The sequence below is a fragment of the Amycolatopsis sp. M39 genome, assembly GCF_001651785.1.
GTDB lineage: Bacteria > Actinomycetota > Actinomycetes > Mycobacteriales > Pseudonocardiaceae > Amycolatopsis > Amycolatopsis rubida.
Genome location: NZ_LWSF01000024.1, coordinates 194,947 through 209,868, shown reverse-complemented (window position 1 = coordinate 209,868; position 14,922 = coordinate 194,947). Strand labels below are relative to the sequence as shown.

Genomic DNA, 14,922 nt, shown 5'->3' with positions numbered 1-14,922 from the left:
TCTCCCGGGCAGACGCTAGTGCCGATCCGGTGCCGACCGGCAGGGAGAACCACCCGATCAGGTGCGATTTGCCACTCGTGAAATGCTCTGCTCATGTTCGCGCTCCAGCAGGACGAGGCTCCGCGCCGTGCCCCCGCGATCTGGCGGACGATGCTCACCCTCGACCGGGGGCTGGTGAACCTGGTCGGGCGGCTCACCGTCACCGGGTCGGTGCCGCGGGAGCTCCGGGCCAGGCCGTTGCTCATGGCGGCCAATCACATCGGCGTGTTCGACGCCTTCGTGCTCATGGCGGCGTGCAAGCGGATCGGCCTCAATCCCCGGTTCATGCTCGCCGGCGGGATTCTCGACGCGCCGGTGATCGGCCCGGCGCTCAAAGTGAGCGGGCATTTGCGCGTGGACCGGGCCAAGGCGGCGACCGCGGTCGGGCAGTTCGCCGAGGCGGCTGAGGCGTTGCGGACCACGCGCGAGCCGATCGTCGTTTATCCGGAGGGGCGGATCAGTCACGACCCGGGGCTGTGGCCGGAGCGCGGCAAGACCGGGGCGGCGCGGCTCGCGCTCGCGGCGGGGGTGCCGGTGATCCCGATCAGCCAGTGGGGCGCGCACGAGGCGGTCTACTGGGGCACGGAGACCGTGCACGGGCCCGCGGATCTGCTGCCGCTGGCGAAATCCGGGTTGAGCGCGCCGTTGCGGCGGCCCCGGTTCAAGGTGCATTTCGGGGCCCCGGTGGACCTCTCCGAGGTCGAGCCGGAGCGGCCGGGCGCGGGCGTTCGCGCGCACGCCAAGATCATGCAGGCCATCACGGACGGCCTGGTTCCGTTGCGCCGCCACGAACCCCTTCGTCCGCGCTTCCACGACCCGACCCGGCCGACCGACACCGTCAGTCCCTGGAAGCCGCAGCGCTGAGTCCGGATCGTGGGACGCCTCGCCGAGCCGGGCTAGGGTCACGAGGTGTGAGCACCCGCATTCTGGTCGTCTACTACAGCGCCACTGGCAACACCGCCGCCCTCGCCGGGGCGCTCGCCGAAGGGGCGGGCGAAGCCGGGGCGGAGGTACGCGTCCGCACCGTGGCCGAGACCGCGCCGCCGGAAGCGATCGCCAGCAATCGGCGTTGGCAGGGTTGGGTCGATTCCGGGCCGCACCACGAAACCGCCACGCTGGCCGATCTCGAATGGGCGGACGGGCTCGCACTCGGCAGCCCGACCCGGTTCGGCGGACCCGCCGCACAGCTGAAGTCCTTTGTGGACACCACGGGCGGCCTGTGGGCGCAAGGGAAACTGGCCGGCAAGGTGGCGACGTCGTTCACCTCGGCCTCCACCGCGCACGGCGGCCTCGAAGCGACCGTGCTGGCAATCAACAACATCTTCTATCACTGGGGCGCGATCGTCCTCCCCCTCGGCTACGCGGACCCGCACCTGCTGGAGTCCGGCAACCCCTACGGCGGCTCGTTCGTCTCGCGCGCATCCGCGGCGCCGGACGACACCGCACTGCAGGCGTTGCGGATTCAGGGGCGGCGGCTGGCGACGATCACGACACACGTCGCGACGGGCCTGAAAACCGGGGAATAACTTAGTTTCGTTCGGTCGCCCCGCTCCGTAATGTCCCGAGCGTGACCACCGAACTCCCCGTCCTGGAGCAACCCCGGGCGATCCACCGGGGCCGCGGACTCTCGCTCGTCCTGCTCGCCGCGGTCTTCTTCAGCACGTCCGGCACGCTCGCGAAGCCGGTCATGGGCGCGGGCATGACGCCGGAGCAGGTGGCGGTGCTGCGGATCGGGACGGCGGGAGTCCTGCTGCTGATCGGCACCGCGCTCTTCGCGCCGCGCACGCTGCGCGTCCGGCGCGGGGAATGGCCGATGCTGCTGGCGTACGGCGCGCTCGGCGTGGCCGGTACGCAGCTGCTGTATTTCATTGCCGCGCAACGGATCCCGGTCGGCATCGCGATCCTGCTGGAGTTCCTGTCGCCGGTGCTGATCGCGTTGTGGGTGCGCGTGGTGCGGAAGAAACGGCTGCCGCGCATGCTGTGGTTCGGGATGGCGATCGCGCTGGCCGGGCTGGCGCTGGTCGCCCAGGTCTGGCAGGGACTGCGGCTCGACGCGATCGGGCTGCTGGCCGGGATCGGCGCGGCGCTCTGTTCGGCCGGGTACTTCCTGCTCGGCGAACGCGCGGTCGCCGAGCGCGAACCGCTCGGGCTGGTCACCTGGGGCATGGTGATCGGCGGGGCGCTCGTGAGCGTCACCGCTCCGCCGTGGACGCTGCCGCTGGGGATGGCGGGCCAGACCGTCGCATTCGGACCGTGGACCCCGCCGCTGTGGCTGCTGCTGCTCGGCCTGGTGGTGCTGTCGACGGCGATCCCTTACGTCGCGGGAATCTCGGCGCTGCGCCACCTGCCCGCCTCGGTGGCGAGCGTCGTCGGGCTGCTCGAACCCGTCACAGCGGCGGCGTTCGCGTGGGCGCTGCTCGGCGAAGCGCTCGCCTGGCCGCAGGCGGTCGGTGCCGCGCTGCTGCTCGGCGGCGCCTACCTGGTCCAACGGCAGACCGCGGCGGTCGCCTGACTCCCTCTCCGGGTGGAGCCGGGAACCAATCTTCAGCGGGATGTGTCCTGTCCGCGGACCAGCCGCACTGGAGCGAGCCGCACGAGACACCCGGGGGATCTCATGGACCACCGACCGAGCCGGGCCGGCCAGCGCGGAGCCCGCGACGCGCTCGCCCGCCAGGCAGCGATCGTCATGATGGCGTTGCTGCTGGCGGGCGCGCGGCGCTGAGTCAGACCGGGATGACCGTCGGCACGATCATCGGCCGCCTGCGGTAGGTGTCGGCGACCCACCGGCCGACGACCCGGCGCACCGCCTGCGCGATGCGGTGGGTGTCGGTGATGCCCTCGGCTTCCGTCCGCGCCAGCTCCATCTCCACGAGCGGCACGACGGCGTGCAGCGCCTTCGGGTCGTCGGAGAACCCGCGGCCGGAGATCGTCGGGCTGCTGACCGCGCGGCCGGTGTTCGAGTCGACCACCACGGTGATCGCGATGAACCCGCCCTCGCCGAGCACCAGCCGGTCGGACAGAGTCGACTCGCCGACGTCGCCGACGGACAGCCCGTCCACATACACGTGCCCGACCTCGACCCGGCCGGTGCGCGAGGCCTTGCCGTCGACCAGGTCCACGACCACGCCGTCCTCGGCGATCACCACGTTGTCCGGCGCGACGCCGGTGCGGATGGCCAGTTCCCCGTTGGCGCGCAAGTGTTTCCACTCGCCGTGCACCGGCATCACGTTGCTCGGCCGGACCGCGTTGTACAGGTACAGCAGCTCGCCGGCGGACGCGTGCCCGGACACGTGCACCTTCGCGTTGCCCTGGTGCACGACGTTCGCGCCGAGCCGGGTCAGGCCGTTGACGACGCCGAACACCGCGGTCTCGTTGCCCGGGATCATCGAGCTGGCCAGCACGACGGTGTCGCCCGCGCGGATCGAGATCTGCCGGTGCTCGCCGCGGGCCATCCGCGACAGCGCCGAAAGCGGCTCGCCCTGCGAACCGGTCGACACGAACAGCACCTTGCTCTCCGGCAGGTTGCTCGCCTGGTCCAGGTCCACGAGCAGGCCTTCGGGCACGTCCAGCAGGCCGAGTTCGGCCGCGATGCCCATGTTCCGGACCATCGACCGGCCGACGAACGCCACCCGGCGGCCGTGCCGGACAGCGGCGGCGAGCACCTGCTGCACGCGGTGCACGTGGCTGGCGAAGCAGGCGACGATGACGCGCTGGTCCACGCGCCGGATGACGTCGTCGAGCACCGGGCCGATGTCGCGCTCGGGCATGACGAACCCGGGCACCTCGGCGTTGGTCGAGTCCACGCAGAACAGGTCCACGCCCTCGTCGCCCAGGCGCGAGAAGCCCGCGAGGTCGGTGAGCCGCCCGTCGAGCGGCAGCTGGTCGAGCTTGATGTCGCCGGTGTGCAGCACGACGCCGGCCGGCGTGCGGATGGCGACCGCGAGCGCGTCCGGGATCGAGTGGTTCACCGCGAAGAACTCGAGGTCGAACGCGCCGACCTTGCGCTTCTCCCCCTCGCGCACCTCGATCAGCTTCGGCCGCTGGCGGTGTTCCTTGGCCTTGGCCGCGAGCAGCGCGTTGGTGAAGCGCGAACCGTAGATCGGGACGTCCGGGCGCAGCCGGAGCAGGAACGGGACGGCTCCGATGTGGTCCTCGTGCCCGTGGGTGAGCACGAGGCCGTCGATGTCGTCGAGCCGGTCCTCGATCGCGCGGAAGTCGGGCAGGATCAGGTCGACGCCCGGCTGGTCGTCCTCGGGGAAGAGGACGCCGCAGTCGACGATCAGGAGCCTGCCGTCGTATTCGAAGACGGTCATGTTGCGCCCGACCTCGCCGATGCCGCCGAGCGCGACGACGCGCAGGGCTCCCTCGGGAAGGGCGGGCGGGAGGTGCGTCGGGCCGGGTCCGGCGGGAAGTGAGGTCACCGGGGCATTGTCCCAACGCTGGTGTGCGAGGTGGGGGCGGTGTAGGCCGCCTGCGAATCTGCTTGTGCCACCCGTGCACCATGCCAGTCCGAGGCCGCGCTGTCCTCCAGCGGCACGCCGCCCTGGGCGAGATCGGCCGCGATCTGCTCCAGCTGGTCGTCGAACGGGGCCACGATCGGCAGCCGCGGGTCGCCGATGTCGAACCCGCGCAGGCGCAGCGAAGCCTTGCTGAACGCGACGCCGCCGACGCGCGACATCGCCCGCAGCACCGGCAGCATCCCGCGGTGGTTCGTGCGCGCGGTGGACGTGTCGCCCGCCTCGTAGGCCTCGATCATCGCGCGGATCCGGCCCGCCACGACGTGCCCGACCACGCTGACCACGCCGACCGCGCCGACCGACAGCCACGGCAGGTTCAGGCCGTCGTCGCCGGAGTAGTAGGCGAGGTGGGTGTTCGCGATGACCTCGGAGCCGGCGATCAGGTCGCCCTTGGCGTCCTTCACCGCGACGATCCGCGGGTGCTCGGCCAGCCGCTGCAGCGTGTCGACCTCGATCGGCACGATCGAGCGCGGCGGGATGTCGTAGAGCATGACCGGCAGCTCGGTCACGTCCGCGACCGCGGTGAAGTGCGCGTACAGCCCGGCCTGGCTCGGCCGCGAGTAGTAGGGCGTGACGACGAGCAGGCCGTGCGCGCCCGCCTCGGCGGCGGCGTGCGCCTGCTCGATGCTGTGCGCGGTGTTGTTGGTGCCCGCCCCCGCGACGACGGTCGCGCGGTCGCCGACCGCCTCGACGACGGCGCGGACCAGGGCGGTCTTCTCCTGGTCGGTGGTGGTCGGGCTCTCGCCGGTGGTGCCGTTGACGACGAGGCCGTCGTTGCCGAGGTCCACGAGGTACTCGGCCAGTTCCTGGGCCCGCTTCACGTCCAGCGCCCCGGCCCGGTCGAAGGGGGTCGCCATCGCGGTGAGCACGCGGCCGAACGGACGTCCGGGCGCGGCGGCAGGTGAGGTGGACATGGCCACGACGGTACCTCGTCGAACCGCCGAACCCGGCCTCGACCTGGTGTGGCATGCGGCAACTTCGGAGAATTTCCGCCGCCGCGCCGGTTCGCCCGGAACTTCTCGCGCGGCTACTTGACCTTGGCGGTGATCTGCGCCGGGATCTGGTCGTTGTTCGAGCGCGAAAGGACGCAGTAGACCTCGCGCTCCGGCCCGCCGCTGCTGTCGCTCTCCGGCTGCAGCTGCCACTCCTGCTGGGTCGGCACGATCGCCCGGTAGGTCAGTCCCGCGCGCTGCTGCTCGGGCACCACCGCGGAGTGGAACGCCGCCGCACACCGCGCCTCCGCCGCCTTGGCGACCACGTCGAGCCCGGGGTACGGGGCGACCGCCGAATCGGAGTCGCTCCAGCTCTCCAGCGGAATCGGATCCCCGCTGGCGTAGATCTCGAGCGTGTGGTTCTTCTTGCAGTCGACGTTGTTGTCCGAGCTGATCACGACGCCCGGCTGGACCACGGCGTTGTAGCAGATCGAGGAGGAGGAGATCGACGTCTTGAGGTAGCCGTCCGGACCGTAAGTGACGGTCTCGGCCTGCTGCTCGTCCTTCTTCGGCGACCACACCGGCTTGCCGAGGAAGAACCCGCCGGCCAGCGCGGCGATCACCAGCACCGCGATCGCGCCCGCCCACCAGCCGCGGCGGATCTTGCTTTCCGGCTTCGCGGCCGTCCGGGTCGGCTGTCCGCCGACGCGGGTCTCCTGCTGCGGCAGCACCGCGGTGGCCGGACGTTGCTGCGGACCGGTGGCGTGGGCGAGTTGCGCCCGCGCCTGCGTCGCGGTGAGCCGCGCTTCCGGGTCCGCCACCAAGAGGCCGAGGATGACCGCGCCGAGCGGCCCCTGCACGCGGGTCAGGTACGGCACTTCGGTCATGATCGCGTGCAGCGTGGCGGCCGTGGTGGGGCGTTCGAACGCGACGATTCCCTCGACCGCGAAGTACAGCGTCGCGCCGAGCGACCACAGGTCCGATTCCGGCATCGCCTCGCGGCCTTCGACCCGCTCCGGGGCCATGAACGCGGGCGAGCCGACGATCATCCCGCTCGTGGTGAGCCGCGGGTCGTCGATGGCGTGCGCGATGCCGAAGTCGGTGAGCTTCACCCGGCCGTCCGGCGCGACCATGATGTTGGCCGGCTTGACGTCGCGGTGCACGATCCCGGCGGCGTGCGCGGCCTGCAGCGCCGACAGCACCCGCTCCCCGATCACCGCGGCCTGCTGTTCGGGCATCGGGCCGTACGCGCGCACGAGGTCGGCGAGAGTGGGCGCCTCGACCAGTTCCATCACGATCCAGGTGGTGCCCTGGTCGGTGATGACGTCGTAGACCGTGACGACGGCCGGGTCGTTGAGCCGTCCGCCCGCACGCACCTCGCGGAGGATCCGTTCGGAAAACACCGCGGCGCCTTCGGCTTCGGGCAGCCGCAATTCCTTGATCGCGACGTGCCGCCCGATCACCTGGTCCTGCGCGCGCCACACGATGCCCATGCCGCCGCGGCCCAGTTCGCCGAGCAGCAGGTAGCGGCCGGCCACCACGCGGCCGGCGGGGGCCGTGCGGTTCGGGTCGTGCGGGCGGGTCTGTTCGTCGGTCACGGGGTCGGGCTCCTCGGTCGGCTTCGCGCAGATGCTAGTCCGACCGTCCGGCAGCCTCGCCGGTTCCGTCCGGCCGGGACTGCTTCAGCCGGTGAAGGTGAGCACGATCAGCACGACGTTGAGCAGGATGATCACCGCCGCGACGACGGCGGCGAGCACCGTGGTGATCCGGCGGTTGACGTCCGGGCCCATGACTCCGCGGTCGGCGGTGAGCCGGATCAGCGGCACGAGCGCGAACGGGATGCCGAACGACAGCACCACCTGCGAGACCACCAGCGCGGCACTCGGATCGGCGCCCAGCGCCAGCACGACAATCGCCGGGGCGAGCGTGACAAGCCGACGCACCACGATCGGAATCCTCTTGCGCAGCAAGCCTTGCATGATCATCGCGCCCGCGTACGCACCCACGGATGTCGAGGCCAGCCCGGAGGCGAGCAGGCCGATCGCGAACAGCAGCGCGACCCCTGGCCCGAGCGCGGCGGCGACCGCGCCGTGTGCGCCTTCGATGGTGTCGACGCCTTGCTGGCCTTGGAGATTCGTCGCGGCCACAAGCAGCATGCCGAGGTTCACCGCGCCGGCGAGCAGCATCGCGAACCCGACGTCGTAGCGGGTCGCCCGCAGCAGCCGCCGGCGCTGCCCGGGTTCCGGTTCGCCGTGCCGGTCGCGGACCAGCCCGGAGTGGAGGTACACCGCGTGCGGCATCACCGTCGCGCCGAGCATCGCCGCCGCGATCAGCACGCTGTCGCCGCCGCTGAAGCGTGGGATGAGGCCGTTCGCGATCCCGGCGGCCGACGGCGATTCGACGAACAGGCTCGCCAGGAACCCGACCGCGATCACCACCAGCAGACCGGTCACGACGCGTTCGAACGGGCGCTGTCCGCCGCGGTCCTGCACCGCGAGCAGCACCAGCGACACGAGCCCGGTGACGAGCCCGCCGGCGACCAGCGGGAGTCCGAAAAGGAGGTTGAGCGCGATCGCGCCGCCGACGACCTCGGCCAGGTCAGTGGCGACCGCGACGATCTCGGCCTGCGCCCAGTACGCGAGCCGCGACCGGCTGGACAGCCGGTCGCGCAGTGCCTCCGGCAGCGACTGGCCGGTGACGAGACCGAGCTTCGCCGACAGGTACTGCACCAGCACGGCCATCAGGTTCGCCGCGACGATCACCCACACCAGCAGGTAGCCGTAGCGCGCGCCGGCGCTGACATTGGCCGCGACGTTGCCCGGGTCGACGTACGCGATCGCGGCGACGAACGCCGGTCCGAGCAGCGCCCAGCCCGCCCGCAGCCGGGCCACGCCGCGCGGACGTGCCGCTTCCGCCACCGCCATGTGCGCCCACTCCCTGATATCGGTAACCCCAACTCGAAGTTTAGGCATGCCGAACTTTACCGGGCAAGGGTGTGCTGCACCACGCCACTCCTGCGGACGGTCAGGCAGGCAAGAGCACTTCGTGACCGGCTTCGCGGAACGCCGCCACCGCGCGGTCGAGGTCGTCCGAGCGCACCAGGATGTGGTCGGTGTCGAAGGTGGACAGCGAGAACAGCGCGACGCCCGCCGCCGCCAGCTCCGAGGCGAGCGCGGAAATGATGCCGGTGAGAGTGAATGCCAGCGGCCCGCGCACGGTGAACAGCCGCCATCCGTCCTCGACGGTGCCGCCCTCGGGCTCGCGGCCGGTCGGGCAGATCACCGACAGCTCGTCGGGCGTGCGGGTGACCGAGACGAGCGCGGGCTCGCCGGGTTCGAGCAGCTCCGCGGGAACGGCGGCGTCGGCGGGCAGCCGCACGACCGAGAACGGGGCGGGACGGAGGTCGATCGTCAGGTGTTTCATCAGTGCGTTGTCAGCCTTCCAGCACTTTCGGGCTCGACGCGATCTCGGTGCCGTCGGGCAGGGTCGAAATCGTGAAGTCGGCGAACACGTTGGCCGCCGCCTTGTGCAGCTGCCGCAGGCATTCGATGGCCAGCGAACGGATCTCGACGTCCGCGTGCTCGGTGGCGCGCATCGCGATGAAATGCCGCCAGGCGCGGTAGTTGCCGGTGACGACGATGCGGGTCTCGGTCGCGTTCGGCAACACGGCGCGGGCCGCCTGGCGGGCTTGCTTGCGGCGCAGGGTGGCGCTGGGCGTGTCCGCGAACTTCTCCTCCAGCCCGGCGAGCAGCTCGTCGTACGCGGCCGCGCTCGCCTGCGTGGCCTTGACGAATTTCTCGTGCAGCACCGGGTCTTCGGCGATGACGTCCGGCTCGACGAACTCCGCGTCGCGCTCGGGAACGTAGCGCCGGGACAGCTGGGAGTAGGAGAAATGCCGGTGCCGGATCAGCTCATGGGTCAGCGAGCGGGAGATCCCGGACAGGTAGAAGGTGACCGATCCGTGCTCCAGCACGGCCAGATGGCCGACGTCGATGACGTGCTCAAGGTACCCGGCGTTGGTCGCGGTCGCGGGATTCGGCTTCTCCCAGGACTGGTAGCAGGCGCGCCCGGCGAACTCGGCGAGCGCCTCGCCTCCGTCGGCGTCAGTGGACCAGGGCACGTCCTCGGGCGGGAAGAACTCGGTTTTCGCGATCAGCTGCACCTTGGGCGGCACCGGTCTCGCTCCCCTCATGTCGGCTCCGCCAGCCTAGCCCGGCAGCATGGGTGACATCACCGTGCCTTGACGTGACGTCACCGGTGACGCCATAGTGATGTCATGGACTTGACGCCGTATATCGCGAACCTTCGCGAAGACCTCGCGAACACGGCCTCCGCCGGGGACGAGCAGACCCGGCGGGCGGCCGCACTGCTGTCGTCTGCTCTGGAACCGGCAGTCCGGCTCACGCTGATGAACGCGCTGGCCGACCTGGCGGCCGAGGTGACCGCCGCACTGCCCGGCCAGGTCGTGGACGTCCGGCTCGACGGCCGGGACGTGCGCGTGGTCGTGACCGGCGGCGAGGACCGTTCTTCGTCCGCGCCTCCCCCGCCGCCGGTCCCTCCGATCGACGGCGGCGACATCTCGCGGATCACGTTGCGGCTGGTCGAGCAGATCAAGGGCCAGGCCGAGCAGGCAGCGGCCGCGCAAGGGGTTTCGCTGAACACGTTCGTGGCGCAGGCCGTGCAGGGGGCGCTCGGCCAGGCGCAGCAGCACCAGCAACGGCACCAGCGCTGGCAGGACAGCGGCAGCGGCGGGGGCCACACCGAGACCAAGCTGCACGGCTGGGTCGAAGGCTAGGAGGGGGCACCACCATGGGCGAAAACCGGGAAGACCAGGGGAAGAACACCGAAGGCCGGGTTGGGGAAGCTGGCTTCGGGACGGAAGGCGCAGGCGGGGCGGACGCAGGGGCCGTGGCGGACGGAACCTCCGCCGGAGCGGATGCCGCGGCAAGCGGAACCCCTGCGGGAGCGGATGCCGCGGCAAGCGAAACCCCCGCCGGAGCGGACGCCACGGCAAGCGAAACCCCTGCGGGAGCGGACGCCACGGCAAGCGAAACCCCCGCCGGAGCGGACGCCACGGCAAGCGAAACCCCCACCGGAGCGGACGCCGCGCCAGCGGGCACCAGGCACGGCGGAGGTCCCTCGGGGTCCGCGTCCGCGTCGAGCGAGGCAGGCAGTGAAGCTGGATCCGGCGGTGCCGAGTCCGCTTCGGACAGCTCGGCGGCCCGCTCCAGCGCTTCGGCAAGCAGCGGTTCGGATTCCGCGGAACCGGGTCCGTACGTGCGGCTGCAGGACTTCGCGGCGGACGGTCCGGTCGAACTGGACCTGGGCGTCACGATCGGGCGGGTCGAGGTCGTGCTCGGGCGGGAGTCCGGGGTGACGGTGCGGCTGCAGCACGACGCGGGCGAACAGCCGTCGTGGGTGAACGGGGTCAGCAGCCTGCTGTCGTGGGTCGGCGAGAAGTTCGGGGACCAGTTCGGCGGCGTGCCGGAGTTCTCGGTCGCCGACGCGGTGCGTCAGGCGCGGATCGAGAAGACCGGCAACCGGGTCGTCGTGCGGGCGGCGAAGGCGTGGCAGCTGCGGAATGTTCCGGTGGCGGTGACGGTGCACGCGCCGGCCGGGTCGCATCTCGAAGTGCGCGCGGGTTCGGCAGACGTCGCGGTGACCGGTGCCGCGGGCCGCGCGGACATCCTCACCGGATCCGGGGAAGTGTCGCTGGAACGCGCGGACGGCGCGGCCACCATCCGGACCGGCACCGGAGCCGTGAAACTCGGCCCGACCCTGGCCGGACTTCAGTTGCGGAGCGGAAGCGGTTCGGTCGAGGCGGCGTCGATCGCCGGACCGGCGACGCTCGGCACCGGCACCGGAAACGTCTGGCTGGGCGCGGTCGAGGGCGACGTGATGGCCCGCACCGGCAGCGGCGACCTGTCGGTGGCCGATGCGGCGTCCGGCTCGCTCGAACTGATCACCGGCTCGGGCGAGGTGCGAGTCGGCATCCGCAGCGGGGTGCGGGCGGAAGTGGAACTGGCGTCGGCAGCCGGGCGGGTTTCGAGCGAGCTGGCCGTCTCGGACACGCCGCCGGAGGACGCGGTCGCGCTGAAAGTCCGCGCCCGCACCGGAACCGGCAACGCGGTGGTCACCCGCGCGGCCGGCTGACGCGGGACCATCCCGTCTGCTCCGGCCTGCACACCCGTTACTCCGCTACCCCGGGTGCGCCGAGCAGACGGATGCAAGGGGGAGGCGGCGGGCCGCACCGGGAATTCCGGGTGGCCCGCCGCTTCGTGCGGTGGCCGGGAAGGCGCTTCGTGCGGTAGCTGGGAAGCCGCTGTGCGCCATAGCAAGTCGTCTCGGCGCGGATTTCCCGCACGCCAAATCACAGCCGCCGCAACGACTTCCCCACGCGCCGAACCCCTCACCGCCCCCGCGCGCGTCGTGAGTGACGATGCCGGTACTAACCGGCACAGGCACTCACGAGCCCCGCTCACCTCACCGCACGCCGCAACGCCCGGGCCAGATCACCTCGCTCCCCCACCACGACGCCGCCCAGCCCCTGCCATTCCGCCATCGTCCGCAGTTCCCCGGCCAGCTCCGCCGCCACCCGCGGCTGGTCGACGCCGGGCTCGGCGAACGCACCCTGCACCCGCAACACCCCGGCCGCCCGGTCGGACTTCAGGTCCACCCTTGCCGACAGCGCCCCGTCCAGCAGGAACGGGAACACGTAATACCCGTGCACCCGCTTGGCTTCCGGGACGTAAATCTCGATGCGGTACCGGAAACCGAACAACCGCTCGGTCCGCGCGCGTTCCCAGATCAGCGGATCGAACGGGCACAGCAAAGCCCGTCCGGACACTGCCCGCGGCGTCCGCGCTTCGGCGTGCCGGTAGGCGACCGCGCGCCAATCGTCCACCTGGACTGGCTCCAGGACGCCTTCCTCGACCAGCTCCTGAACAGCCTGCCGGGAGACGGCCGGGCCAAGGCGGTAGTAGTCGCGCAGATCGGTTTCCGTTGCCACGCCCAGTGCCCGTGCCGAGCGGTCGATCAGGCCGCGGGCGCCTTCCTCCGCGGAAACCTTGCGGGACAGCACCTCCGGCGGCACGACTCGCTCCGTCAGGTCGTACAGCCGCTCGAAAGACCGCCGCGTTCCCGTGCTCAGCTGGCCGACGCCGAACAGGTACTCGCACGCCTTCTTCACCACCGAGCGTTCCCACCACGCACCCGGCCCGCGCCGGACCGCCTCGCTCTCCAGTGCTTTCTCGATCGCCCCGGCGCCGATCGGACCGTGTTCTTTCACCACCGCCAGCACGTCGTCGAGCAGGCCGGGCACCGTGTCGACCACCCGGGTGTAGTTCCGCCACCAGCCGTCCCGCTTGGCCCCGGACCGCAGCAGCGGCCAGTCTTCGACCGGCAGCAGGCTGGCCTCGTGCGCCCACGACTCGACCAGCAGCCGCGGCCGCCGTGCGCGGTGGCTCCACGCGGCGTCGTCGACCAGCGCCGGGTCGTACGCGCCCAGGCGCGAGAACAGCGGCATGTAGTGCGCGCGCACGGCGACGTTGACCGAGTCCAGCTGCAGCAACTGGACCCGGGACAGCACCTTGGCGAGGTGCCGCCGGGTCGGGTCGGCGGAGGGCCGGGGGTCGGCGAACCCCTGCGCGGCCAGAGCGGTGCGGCGGGCGGCGGAAAGGCTGATCGTCTGCATGATCCCGCCATGGTGCCAGCCACCCCCGACAGTTTCGGTACATTGCCCGCGTGAGTGCCGCCGAAGTCCGTCCCGCGAACCCGTCCGACGCCGCGGAGATCGCCCGCATCCAGCGGCTGACCTGGCGAGCCGCCTACGCCGGTCTGCTGGGCGACGAAGCCATCGACGACCTCGACCGGGCCGACCTCGAAGGCACCTGGGCGGAGACGATCGAGTACCCCGATTCCCGCGTCTACCTGGCCGCCGAGGGCTCGTTCACGGTCGGCTACTGCGTCGCGGGCCCGGCCCCGCGGGACGAAGCCGCCGCGGCCGACGGGTCCGCGCCCGAGGACGCTCCCGGCCTGATCGCGTCGCTGGTGGTCGAGCCGCGCTGGGGCCGTCGCGGGCACGCGGGGCGACTGCTCGCGACCGCCGCCGCCGACCTGCGCGCGAACGGGCTCAGCCGCGGCATCACCTGGGTCGCGCAGTCCGACCACGCGACCCTCGGCTTCTACCGTCGCACCGGCTGGTCCCCCGACGGCACCGTCCGCACCCTCGACACCGGCCGCGGCACGCTGCGCGAGGTCCGGCTCACCGGCACACTGGAACTAGAACTCACGCACTGACCGGCTCTTCGCGCTTCGCGAACACCACCCAGCGCATCACCGAGTACATGAACACGCCCTCGCCCGCCCCGGCGATCAGCCGCGACAGGTGGTACTCGACGCCCAGCGCGGCCAATCCGGCGCCTAGCCCGAGCAGGAACACCACGTAGTTCACCGCGATCGCCGCCACGTACAGCACCGCCTGGCGGCCCACCGGCGCGTGCGAACGGAAGTTGAGCGCGCGGTTGAGCACGAAACTCAGCCCGAACGCGACCAGGTACGCGACGCTGATCGACAGCCACACCGGCCACTTGAGCCCGCCGTGGAACACCGTCAGCAGCACTAGATCGACGCCGAAGGTGAAGCCGTTGATCACCGCGAAACCGAGGAAACTCGGCGCGACGATCCGGGACAAGCCGAACGGCAGCACGCGCACGACGGCGGCGCACAGCCCGGCGAAACGGTCGGCGATCGGCACCTCGGGCACGGGTTCGAGAGTGGCAGCAGAAGGTGTCCGAGACCGGTCGGCCAGGTGATCTTCTGGGGTTGGCGCCAGGGAAAAGAGTGGGGTTAACCCCCGTGATCTTTTCGTGATGGCTGATAGCTTGGAGTGAGCACGGACACGGAGGGGGTGACGCAATGGGATGGGTGCTCATCACCCTCGGCGTCGCCTTCGGCTCGGCGATCGTGCCGCTGGTCAATGCCGAGCTCTTCGTCATCGGCCTCTGCGCGAGCCAGCACAGCGTGCACTGGCTGTGGCTCGGCGGCGCGGTCGCGGCCGGGCAGATCGCCGGGAAACTGCTGTACTACCTGGCCGCGCGCGGCTCGATCCGGCTCCCGAAGTTCCTGCACGACCGGCTGCACCGCGAACGCCCGCTGACGCCGCGGCGGGTCCGCTGGCAGCTGCGCACCAAGGTGATCCGAGGCAAGATCGAGGCGCTGCGCGAACGCTGCCAGCGCCATCCGCACTGGATGACCGGCACCTACGGGGTCAGCTCGCTCGTCGGGCTGCCGCCGTTCATGGCGACGAGCGTGCTCGCCGGGATGGTCCGGATGCGGCTGTCGACGTTCCTCGCCGCGGGCCTGGCCGGGCGGTGGGTGCGGTTCAGTCTGCTGGCGGCTTCGCCCGCGATGTTCGCCGGCTGGCTGCAGTAACC

General features: G+C 71.4%; 15 protein-coding genes. 7 read left to right on the top strand and 8 right to left on the bottom strand.

Annotation, left to right across the window (positions count from 1 at the left end; translation table 11 throughout):
- The first annotated feature begins 93 nt into the window (after positions 1 to 93).
- Genes A4R44_RS35745 through A4R44_RS35735 form a run of 3 tightly spaced genes read left to right on the top strand, consistent with a single transcriptional unit; the run spans position 94 to position 2,551 of the window.
- On the top strand, positions 94 to 903 hold the full coding sequence (locus A4R44_RS35745; protein ID WP_067590807.1) for a 1-acyl-sn-glycerol-3-phosphate acyltransferase: 810 nt from the start codon (positions 94 to 96) through the stop codon (positions 901 to 903).
- A 47-nt stretch (positions 904 to 950) separates the two neighbouring features.
- Positions 951 to 1,565, top strand: coding sequence for an NAD(P)H:quinone oxidoreductase (gene wrbA / locus A4R44_RS35740; RefSeq protein WP_067590803.1), 615 nt, complete (start codon positions 951 to 953; stop codon positions 1,563 to 1,565).
- A 41-nt stretch (positions 1,566 to 1,606) separates the two neighbouring features.
- Positions 1,607 to 2,551 carry a DMT family transporter gene (locus tag A4R44_RS35735; RefSeq protein ID WP_067590800.1) on the top strand — a complete coding sequence of 315 codons (945 nt, stop codon included), beginning with the start codon at positions 1,607 to 1,609 and terminating at the stop codon, positions 2,549 to 2,551.
- 211 nt (positions 2,552 to 2,762) lie between these two features.
- On the opposite strand, the gene A4R44_RS35730 is transcribed toward A4R44_RS35735, so the two are convergent.
- The 6 genes from A4R44_RS35730 to thyX all read right to left on the bottom strand — a co-directional run bounded on the left by A4R44_RS35730 (position 2,763) and on the right by thyX (position 9,680).
- Complete coding sequence (locus A4R44_RS35730; RefSeq protein WP_067590797.1) at positions 2,763 to 4,460, bottom strand: ribonuclease J; 1,698 nt, start codon at positions 4,458 to 4,460, stop codon at positions 2,763 to 2,765.
- Positions 4,457 to 5,470, bottom strand: coding sequence for a 4-hydroxy-tetrahydrodipicolinate synthase (gene dapA / locus A4R44_RS35725; RefSeq protein WP_067590794.1), 1,014 nt, complete (start codon positions 5,468 to 5,470; stop codon positions 4,457 to 4,459). Before dapA ends, A4R44_RS35730 begins: the two co-directional genes overlap by 4 nt.
- Before the next feature lie 113 nt (positions 5,471 to 5,583).
- Positions 5,584 to 7,086 carry a serine/threonine-protein kinase gene (locus A4R44_RS35720; protein ID WP_067590792.1) on the bottom strand — a complete coding sequence of 501 codons (1,503 nt, stop codon included), beginning with the start codon at positions 7,084 to 7,086 and terminating at the stop codon, positions 5,584 to 5,586.
- 84 nt (positions 7,087 to 7,170) lie between these two features.
- The gene (locus A4R44_RS35715) at positions 7,171 to 8,412 is read right to left on the bottom strand and encodes an Nramp family divalent metal transporter (RefSeq protein ID WP_067590789.1); all 1,242 of its coding nucleotides are present in this window, start codon (positions 8,410 to 8,412) and stop codon (positions 7,171 to 7,173) included.
- 100 nt (positions 8,413 to 8,512) lie between these two features.
- Positions 8,513 to 8,911, bottom strand: a complete 399-nt coding sequence (locus tag A4R44_RS35710; protein ID WP_067590786.1) for an ACT domain-containing protein — start codon at positions 8,909 to 8,911, stop codon at positions 8,513 to 8,515.
- A gap of 10 nt (positions 8,912 to 8,921) precedes the next feature.
- Positions 8,922 to 9,680, bottom strand: a complete 759-nt coding sequence (thyX, locus tag A4R44_RS35705; protein WP_037812497.1) for an FAD-dependent thymidylate synthase — start codon at positions 9,678 to 9,680, stop codon at positions 8,922 to 8,924.
- A gap of 84 nt (positions 9,681 to 9,764) precedes the next feature.
- Here thyX and A4R44_RS35700 point away from each other — a divergent pair, with 84 nt between their 5' ends.
- Entirely contained in the window at positions 9,765 to 10,283 is a 519-nt protein-coding gene (locus tag A4R44_RS35700) for a toxin-antitoxin system HicB family antitoxin (protein ID WP_067590783.1), read from the top strand.
- 482 nt (positions 10,284 to 10,765) lie between these two features.
- Complete coding sequence (locus tag A4R44_RS35695; RefSeq protein WP_067590780.1) at positions 10,766 to 11,641, top strand: DUF4097 family beta strand repeat-containing protein; 876 nt, start codon at positions 10,766 to 10,768, stop codon at positions 11,639 to 11,641.
- Positions 11,642 to 11,966: 325 nt separating this feature from the next.
- Here A4R44_RS35695 and A4R44_RS35690 read toward each other — a convergent pair whose 3' ends face one another.
- Positions 11,967 to 13,181 (bottom strand): winged helix-turn-helix domain-containing protein, encoded by a 1,215-nt coding sequence (locus A4R44_RS35690; RefSeq protein WP_067590778.1) that lies wholly within the window; start codon positions 13,179 to 13,181, stop codon positions 11,967 to 11,969.
- Between the two features lie 50 nt (positions 13,182 to 13,231).
- On the opposite strand from A4R44_RS35690, the gene A4R44_RS35685 reads away from it, so the two are divergent.
- Positions 13,232 to 13,786: a GNAT family N-acetyltransferase gene (locus A4R44_RS35685; protein ID WP_067590775.1), complete on the top strand. Its 555-nt coding sequence runs from the start codon at positions 13,232 to 13,234 to the stop codon at positions 13,784 to 13,786.
- Here the strand turns inward: A4R44_RS35685 and A4R44_RS35680 are convergent.
- Positions 13,776 to 14,252 (bottom strand): GtrA family protein, encoded by a 477-nt coding sequence (locus A4R44_RS35680; protein ID WP_198545560.1) that lies wholly within the window; start codon positions 14,250 to 14,252, stop codon positions 13,776 to 13,778. The two genes, A4R44_RS35685 and A4R44_RS35680, sit on opposite strands and share 11 nt — an antisense overlap.
- 152 nt (positions 14,253 to 14,404) lie before the next feature.
- Here A4R44_RS35680 and A4R44_RS35675 point away from each other — a divergent pair, with 152 nt between their 5' ends.
- Complete coding sequence (locus A4R44_RS35675; RefSeq protein ID WP_067590772.1) at positions 14,405 to 14,920, top strand: hypothetical protein; 516 nt, start codon at positions 14,405 to 14,407, stop codon at positions 14,918 to 14,920.
- The last annotated feature ends 2 nt before the right edge of the window (positions 14,921 to 14,922 follow it).

Coding starts and splice junctions, on each gene's coding strand:
- A4R44_RS35745 (WP_067590807.1), top strand. CDS start 94: ATGTTCGCGCTCCAGCAGGACGAGGCTCCGCGCCGTGCCCCCGCGATC.
- A4R44_RS35690 (WP_067590778.1), bottom strand. CDS start 13,181: ATGCAGACGATCAGCCTTTCCGCCGCCCGCCGCACCGCTCTGGCCGCG.
- A4R44_RS35710 (WP_067590786.1), bottom strand. CDS start 8,911: ATGAAACACCTGACGATCGACCTCCGTCCCGCCCCGTTCTCGGTCGTG.
- A4R44_RS35700 (WP_067590783.1), top strand. CDS start 9,765: ATGGACTTGACGCCGTATATCGCGAACCTTCGCGAAGACCTCGCGAAC.
- A4R44_RS35715 (WP_067590789.1), bottom strand. CDS start 8,412: ATGGCGGTGGCGGAAGCGGCACGTCCGCGCGGCGTGGCCCGGCTGCGG.
- A4R44_RS35675 (WP_067590772.1), top strand. CDS start 14,405: ATGGGATGGGTGCTCATCACCCTCGGCGTCGCCTTCGGCTCGGCGATC.
- thyX (WP_037812497.1), bottom strand. CDS start 9,680: ATGAGGGGAGCGAGACCGGTGCCGCCCAAGGTGCAGCTGATCGCGAAA.
- dapA (WP_067590794.1), bottom strand. CDS start 5,470: ATGTCCACCTCACCTGCCGCCGCGCCCGGACGTCCGTTCGGCCGCGTG.